This window comes from Streptomyces sp. SID3343, from assembly GCF_009865215.1.
Classification (GTDB): domain Bacteria; phylum Actinomycetota; class Actinomycetes; order Streptomycetales; family Streptomycetaceae; genus Embleya.
Genome location: NZ_WWJX01000508.1, coordinates 1 through 6,213 on the forward strand (window position 1 = coordinate 1; position 6,213 = coordinate 6,213).

The 6,213-nt window shown below is 72.0% G+C and carries 7 protein-coding genes; 3 read left to right on the forward strand and 4 right to left on the reverse strand.

The window, feature by feature from the left end:
• A partial coding sequence (locus GT354_RS16090; RefSeq protein WP_161357000.1) for an SDR family oxidoreductase occupies positions 1 to 803 on the forward strand: 803 nt, incomplete at its 5' end.
• A 127-nt stretch (positions 804 to 930) separates the two neighbouring features.
• Here the strand turns inward: GT354_RS16090 and GT354_RS54040 are convergent.
• Positions 931 to 1,068, reverse strand: coding sequence for a hypothetical protein (locus GT354_RS54040; RefSeq protein WP_237534970.1), 138 nt, complete (start codon positions 1,066 to 1,068; stop codon positions 931 to 933).
• Here GT354_RS54040 and GT354_RS16095 point away from each other — a divergent pair.
• Positions 1,018 to 2,433: a rhamnulokinase family protein gene (locus GT354_RS16095; RefSeq protein WP_346012048.1), complete on the forward strand. Its 1,416-nt coding sequence runs from the start codon at positions 1,018 to 1,020 to the stop codon at positions 2,431 to 2,433. The two genes, GT354_RS54040 and GT354_RS16095, sit on opposite strands and share 51 nt — an antisense overlap.
• A 105-nt stretch (positions 2,434 to 2,538) precedes the next feature.
• Here the strand turns inward: GT354_RS16095 and GT354_RS16100 are convergent, their stop codons facing one another.
• The 3 genes from GT354_RS16100 to GT354_RS16110 all read right to left on the reverse strand — a co-directional run bounded on the left by GT354_RS16100 (position 2,539) and on the right by GT354_RS16110 (position 4,809).
• The gene (locus GT354_RS16100; RefSeq protein ID WP_161357001.1) at positions 2,539 to 3,456 is read right to left on the reverse strand and encodes an oxidoreductase; all 918 of its coding nucleotides are present in this window, start codon (positions 3,454 to 3,456) and stop codon (positions 2,539 to 2,541) included.
• Positions 3,457 to 3,498: 42 nt separating this feature from the next.
• Positions 3,499 to 4,101: a hypothetical protein gene (locus tag GT354_RS16105; protein WP_161357002.1), complete on the reverse strand. Its 603-nt coding sequence runs from the start codon at positions 4,099 to 4,101 to the stop codon at positions 3,499 to 3,501.
• Between the two features lie 102 nt (positions 4,102 to 4,203).
• Positions 4,204 to 4,809 carry a MarR family transcriptional regulator gene (locus tag GT354_RS16110; protein WP_161357003.1) on the reverse strand — a complete coding sequence of 202 codons (606 nt, stop codon included), beginning with the start codon at positions 4,807 to 4,809 and terminating at the stop codon, positions 4,204 to 4,206.
• A gap of 69 nt (positions 4,810 to 4,878) precedes the next feature.
• Between GT354_RS16110 and GT354_RS16115 the strand changes: the two genes are divergently transcribed.
• On the forward strand, positions 4,879 to 6,177 hold the full coding sequence (locus GT354_RS16115) for an MFS transporter (RefSeq protein WP_161357004.1): 1,299 nt from the start codon (positions 4,879 to 4,881) through the stop codon (positions 6,175 to 6,177).
• Positions 6,178 to 6,213 lie beyond the last annotated feature (36 nt).

The following is a 6,213-nucleotide window of genomic DNA, read 5'->3' on the forward strand; positions in this document are numbered from 1 at the left end:
CCGCCCCCGCGCCGCTGGCCGGGCGCGTTGCCCTGGTCACCGGGGCCGGCTCCGGCATCGGCAAGGCCGTCGCCACGCGCCTGGTCGCCGAGGGCGCCTGTGTCGTGGTCGCCGACCTGAACGCGGACAACGCCCAGGCCGTCGCCGACGCGCTGGGCGGCCCGGACAAGGCCGTCGCGGTGGTCGTGGACGTCACCTCCGAAGCGGCGATCCGCGCGGCGTTCGCGCAGGCCGCGCGTGCGTTCGGCGGCGTCGACCTGATCGTCAACAACGCCGGCCTGTCCATCTCCAAGCCGCTCTTGGAGACCACCGTCCGGGACTGGGACCTTCAACACGACGTGATGGCGCGGGGCTCCTTCCTGGTCTCGCGCGAGGGCGCCCGGATGATGATCGACCAGGGCTTCGGCGGAGACATCGTCTACATCTCCTCCAAGAACGGCGTCTTCGCCGGCCCCAACAACATCGCCTACGGCGCGACCAAGGCCGACCAGGCGCACCAGGTCCGGCTGTTGGCCGCCGAGTTGGGCGCACACGGCATCCGGGTCAACGGCGTCAACCCCGACGGCGTGGTGCGCGGTTCGGGGATCTTCGCCGCCGGGTGGGGTGCGCAGCGCGCCGCCGTGTACGGCGTCGAGGAGGACAAGCTCGGCGAGTACTACGCCCAACGCACGCTCCTCAAGCGTGAAGTCCTCCCCGAACACGTCGCCAACGCCGTCTTCGCGCTCACCGCCGGCGACCTCTCGCACACCACCGGCCTGCACATCCCGGTGGACGCGGGCGTCGCCGCCGCTTTCCTGCGCTGAAGGCGCCACCGCCGGCTCGCGGCACGGCGGCAGAACGCAGTCGAGCCAAGCGGTAGAGCCAAGCAGTCGGGCCAAGCAGTCGGGCCAAGCAGTACAGGGCAGCACCGCCACGTGCGGCCCAACCCGTTCAGCGCTGTACCGGAGCACCTTGGAGGTTGTCGTGGCGGGTCGGCAGGTATTCGGTGCCGTCGATCTCGGGGCGTCGAGCGGGCGGGTGTTGGTCGGTGACGTCGGCCCGGACACACTCGTGCTGCGGGAGGCGCATCGATTCGTGAATCGGCCGGTCCGGGTGGGTGGTGTGCTGCACTGGGACATTCTCGCGCTGTACGCCGGTGTGCTCGACGGGCTGCGGGCGGCCGGGCGGTCGACCGGCGGTGGGCGGCTCGCGGGCGTCGGGATCGACACGTGGGCAGTCGACTTCGGTCTCCTCGACGGGTCCGGGGCGCTGCTCGGGAACCCCGTGCACTACCGCGACCGGCGCACCGACGGGGTGCCGGAGCGGGTGTACGACGTCGTCCCGGCGGCGATGTTGTACGCGCGCACGGGGATTCAGCACGCCGCCTTCAACACCGTCCACCAACTCGTCGCGGCGTCCCGGACACCGCAGTTCGCGGCGGCCCGGCGGGCGCTGTTCGTTCCCGACCTGGTGTCCTACTGGTTGACCGGAGTCGCCGGCACCGAGATCACCAACGCGTCGACGTCGCAACTGCTCGACCCGAGCCGAATCGCGTGGGCGGACGACATCATGGCGTCGCTCGGCCTCGACCCCGGACTCTTCCCGCCGCTGCGTGCGCCCGGGGACCCGGCCGGGGAGTTGCTGCCGGAGGTACTGGCGGAGACCGGGCTGAGCGGCCCGGTCGCGGTGACGGCGGTGGGTTCGCACGACACCGCGTCGGCGGTGGTCGGCGTACCCGCCGTGGGGCGGCGGTTCGCGTACGTGTCCAGTGGTACGTGGTCCCTCGTGGGCGTCGAACTGGCCGCGCCGGTACGGACCGAGGACAGCCGCCGGGCCAACTTCACCAACGAACTGGGCGTGGACGGCACGGTCCGCTACCTGCGCAACGTGATGGGTCTGTGGCTGCTCCAGGAATGCATGCGCGACTGGGACTATCGGGCCCGACCGCAGTCCCTCGATCGGTTGCTCGCAGAGGCGGCCCGGGCCGCTCCGTTGCGCTCGATCGTGGACGCGGGAGACCCGAACTTCCTTGCCCCGGGCGGTATGCCGGACCGCATCGCCGAGGCGTGTCGGCGTACCGGTGAGCCCGTACCCACCACACCGGGTGAGGTGGTGCGGTGCATCCTGGACAGTCTCGCGCTCGCGTACCGGGGCGCGATCCTCGACGCGCAGCGCCTGTCCGGCCAGGACGTCGACATCGTGCACGTCGTCGGCGGCGGCGCGCAGAACTCCCTGCTGTGTCAACTCACCGCCGACGCGTGTGGGTTGCCGGTCGTGGCCGGGCCCGTGGAGGCCGCTGCGCTGGGCAACATCCTGGTCCAGGCAAGGGCGGCCGGGGCGGTCGAGGGCCCGCTCGACGACCTGCGCGCGCTGATTCGCTCCACTCAGGGGCTCGTGCGCTACGAACCGCGCGGCGCCGCGACCGAGTGGGCGGCCGCGGCGCAGCGGGTGTGAACGGCACTTTGGCAGACGTTGCTTCGGGCGACCGTGCCCGGTCCGACGCGGCACGGACCCTGCCCGCGCCCGCCGGTCAGGGCGCGGCTTCGCCGACTCGCCGCCCTACGCGTCGCCCTGACGCAGCGATTCGAGCAGCGCCACTTCGGCGTCCGACAGGTGCAGCGCCCCGGCGGCCACGTTCTCGACCAGGTGTGCCGGATTGCCCGTGCCCGGTATGGCCAGGACGTGCGGCCCACGATGCAGCGTCCACGCCAGTCGGACCTGTGCCGCCGACGCGTCGTGCGCCCGGGCGACCGCGAGTACCTCTTCGCGCTCGCCCGGGCTCGCGCTCGCGCCCTTCTCCCGCCCGGCGCCGGCGACCGCGTAGAACGGCACGAACGCCACGCCCTGTTCCCCGCAGGCCCGTACGAAGTCGTGGTCCTGGGCCCGGGCGCCGATGCCGTAGGGGTTCTGCACGCACACCACCGGCGCTGTCGCCTGTGCCTCGGCGAGTTGTTCGGGGCTGACGTTGGAGACGCCCAGGTGGCGGATCAGGCCCGCGTCGCACAGGTCGGCCAACGCGCCGAAGTGCTCGGCGATCGAGGCGTTCGCCATGCTTCTCGCGAGGCGTAGGTTCACCACGTCCAAGTGGTCGCGGCCGAGTTGGCGCAGGTTCTCCTCCACCTGCCCGCGCAGTTGTTCCGGCGTGGCCCACAGCCAGTCGCCCCCAGGGTGGCGTCCCGGGCCGACCTTGGTGGTGATCACCAGGTCGTCCCGGTAGGGGGCCAGCGCGCTGTTGATCAGTTCGTTGGCGGAGCGCAGCGGCGAGAAGTAGAACGCGGCGGTGTCGATGTGGTTCACACCGAGTTCGATCGCCTGCCGCAGTACGGCGATCACCCGGTCCCGGTCGCTGGAGGCGCCGCTGCCGAAGGCCGCGCCGTCCTGGGTGAGGCGCATCGCGCCGAATCCGATCCGGTTGACCGACAGTTCGCCCAGTTTGAACGTACCTGCCGCTGCTGCGGTGATCGTGTTCGAGGTCATGATCGGAGTCTGTCACCTTCGAACACCGCCGGCCGGACGTAGTCAGCCGGACGCGCTCACGTAGACGTCGGCCGCGGCCGCGCCGACGTCTCCCGGGACCACGTAGATCCGGCGGGTCGTGCCGTCGGACTCGGCCACCGTTGCGGCCTGTTCCGGTTCGTCGCCCGGGAGAGCACTCGCCAGGTCCGACGGCAGCGGCGCTACCGGACCGGGCGCCGGGAGGCCGTACGTGCCGAGGAAGTCGTCGAGGTCGGCGTCGTCGCCGCGGACCCCGTAGTGCAGATACGCCGTCGACGAACCGTCGGCCGCCCGGCGGAAGACGGCGTCGAGCGGGACGTAGTAGCGCTCCTTGCCCGGGTGTTGGGACGGGTGCAGGCCCGCCAGGCGTTGCGCGCGGTCCCGGTCGGATTCGAGCGGGCCACGCCCCTGCGCCATGGCGACCAGGCCCCACACGATGGTGGCCGCAGTGCACAAGGCGCACAGCGACATCGCCGTGGCGATGGAGCGCCGCAGCACCGGTCGGTCGTGGAGGGACGGCACGGAGGCCGTGGCCTCGAACCGCGGTCCGCCGAGGGCGGTGCCGGGTATCGGACGGGGCCGGGGGCGATGGCGCCGCGCGCGGTCGGCGAGGTCTGTGTCGATCACGAAACGATGATGCACCCGGCGCGGGCCGCCGAAAGCGCCGCCCCGACGCCTGGCCGCCTCGCCGCCGAGCGTCGACTGCCCTTCCGTTCGAACAACCCGTGTTCAGGCCGAGGCCCGGCCCCCGCGGTTTTGCTTGTCCAGGCTTCGCACTCCCAGGGTTTCCACCGCCGGACCGTGCTTCTCGACGTGTACCAGCATGCGCTTGAGCAGGGCTTCGAGGGTGGCCTGCTCCGCGCGGTCCAGCGGCTCGACCATGGCATGCTCGGCCGCCCCGCGCAGTCTCATCGCGGCCCGCCAGCGGGTGCGGCCGAGTTCGGTGAGCTCGACGTCGACGCGGCGGCGGTCGTCGGTGCCGCGGATCCGGACGACCAGGCCCGCCTGCTCCAGGGTGTCGAGGCGGCCCGTCATGCCGGCCGGCGACAGCATCAGTTCGGCGGCCAGTTCGGAGGGGGTCGCCCGGGCGGCGTCGCCGCGGGACGCGAGTCGGTGCAGTGTCTCGAACTCGAAGAGTTGCAGGCCCACTTCGGCGAAGGCCCGGTCCGCGGCCTGACTCACGTGCTTGGTCAGGAACTGGATGCGGGTGATGATCCCCTCGACGCGCTCGTCGAAGGGGGCCTTGTCGCGCCAGCGGGCGATGTGCCGATCGACGGAGTCGACGTCCTGATCGTGCTCCGCCGCCGGGCTCTGCTGCCGCCTTTGCTCCTGCATTCACCCAGTATGCTACGCCGGCTAGTATTTCGTTGACGAATGATTAACTGGCGAAATACTCTCTGCGTCATGACCCCCGCCATCCGTCGGCTGATGATCGGCCGAACCTTCGCGGCGCTGGCCACCGCGTTGATCCCGACCACCCTGACCCTCGCCGTCGTGCACACCGGTGCGGCGACCGACCTCGGTCTCGTGCTGTCCTGCGAACTGCTGCCGATGCTGCTCCTGCTGCCGGTCGCCGGCGTGGTGGCCGACCGGTTCCCGCCCCAGCGGATCGTGCTCGTGGCCGACCTGGTCCGCGCCGCCGCCCAACTGGCGATCGGCGCCGAACTGCTCGCCGGCGCGGTGCGGATACCCGATCTGGCCGTGCTGTCCGCGATCACCGGTGTGGCGGTGGCCTTCGGTACGCCGGTCGTGCGCACCCTCGTGGTCGCGCTGGTGCCCGAGGCACAACGGCTGCGGATCAACGCCCGGCTCGGCGTGGCGGTCGGACTCGCGGGCATGGCCGCCCCGGCGGCTGCCGGTGGCCTGATGCTCGTGGTCGGCGCCGGGTGGTCCTCGCTGCTCACCGGCGTGCTGTTCGTCGCGTCCGCGACCACGCTGGGCGGCCTGCGCCAAGAGCCCGGCGCGCGCGTGGAACCGATCGAGCACGCCGAGCACGCCGAGCTTGCCAAGCCCGTCACGCCCACCGAACCCACCGAACCCACCGAGCCCCCGACCGACCCGATGCCGGCCACGAAGAAGGACTTTCTCGGCGAACTGCGCGCAGGCTGGGCCGAAGCCCGTCGCCACCCCTGGTTTCTGGCCAACGTGTTCGGCCACGGTGTCTGGCACTTCGCGGCCGGTTTCCTGCTGACCCTCGGACCGCTGATCGCGGTAAGCCACCTGGGCGGCAACACCGCGTGGGTGATCATCGCCCAGGTCGGCACGGTCGGCATGCTGATCGGGGTCTGGTCCGCGGCGCGACTGCCGATCCGCCGCCCCCTGTTCGCGGTCGCGATCGGCGCCTCGGTCTACGCCTTCCCGCTCGTGGCCTTCGCGCTGCGGCTGCCGATGCCGGTCGTCGCGGGCGCGTACTTCGTCGCGATGCTCGGTCTCGGGGTGCTCATCCCGCTGTGGGAGACCCTTATGCAACGGGGCATACCACCGGAATCGCTCGGCCGGGTCGGCTCGTTCGACGCGCTGATCTCGTTCGCCGCCCGGCCGCTGGGCCTGGCCGTCGCGGCCCCGATCGCGGCGGTGGTGGGCACGACCGCGCCGCTGCTGATCGGGGCCGTGCTCGTGGTCGCGGCCAACCTGCTCCTCCTACTGCTTCCGAGCGTGCGCGAGCTGCCGAAGCCGGCGGCGGAGGCGGTCCGGGTGGCGTGAGCGCCGAACCGCCGCAGTGCGGGCCGGACCCCCGCC